We start from the raw sequence: 279 nt of genomic DNA, 5'->3' as shown, positions 1-279 counted from the left end.
ATTGGGGTGAAGTCGTAACAAGGTAGCCGTATCGGAAGGTGCGGCTGGATCACCTCCTTTCTAAGGAGTACTGGAACCTTTTACAGCATGAAGTGTTTTATCTTTGTTCAGTTTTGAGTGAGTTTTCTTGTTTAACTGCAAGGAACCATTCAAACTTAGCTCATTGAAAACTGAATATCAACACCTAATATAATCCGTCGATGCGACAGATTGTATTAGAACAATTTTCTTAAATGAAGATATAATTTTAATCGAAATTAAATCATAAACCAAAGAATT

The 279-nt window shown here is 35.1% G+C and carries 1 rRNA gene; it reads left to right on the top strand.

Annotation, left to right across the window (positions count from 1 at the left end):
• Window positions 1–60, top strand: a 16S ribosomal RNA gene (locus tag ACEN31_RS11675); the annotation flags it as partial.
• Window positions 61–279: the final 219 nt, after the last annotated feature.

This window comes from Ruoffia sp. FAM 26255 (genome assembly GCF_045528525.1).
Lineage (GTDB): Bacteria > Bacillota > Bacilli > Lactobacillales > Aerococcaceae > Ruoffia > Ruoffia tabacinasalis.
The sequence above is the reverse complement of the archived record's forward strand: the minus strand, read 5'-3'. Positions and strand labels throughout refer to the sequence as shown.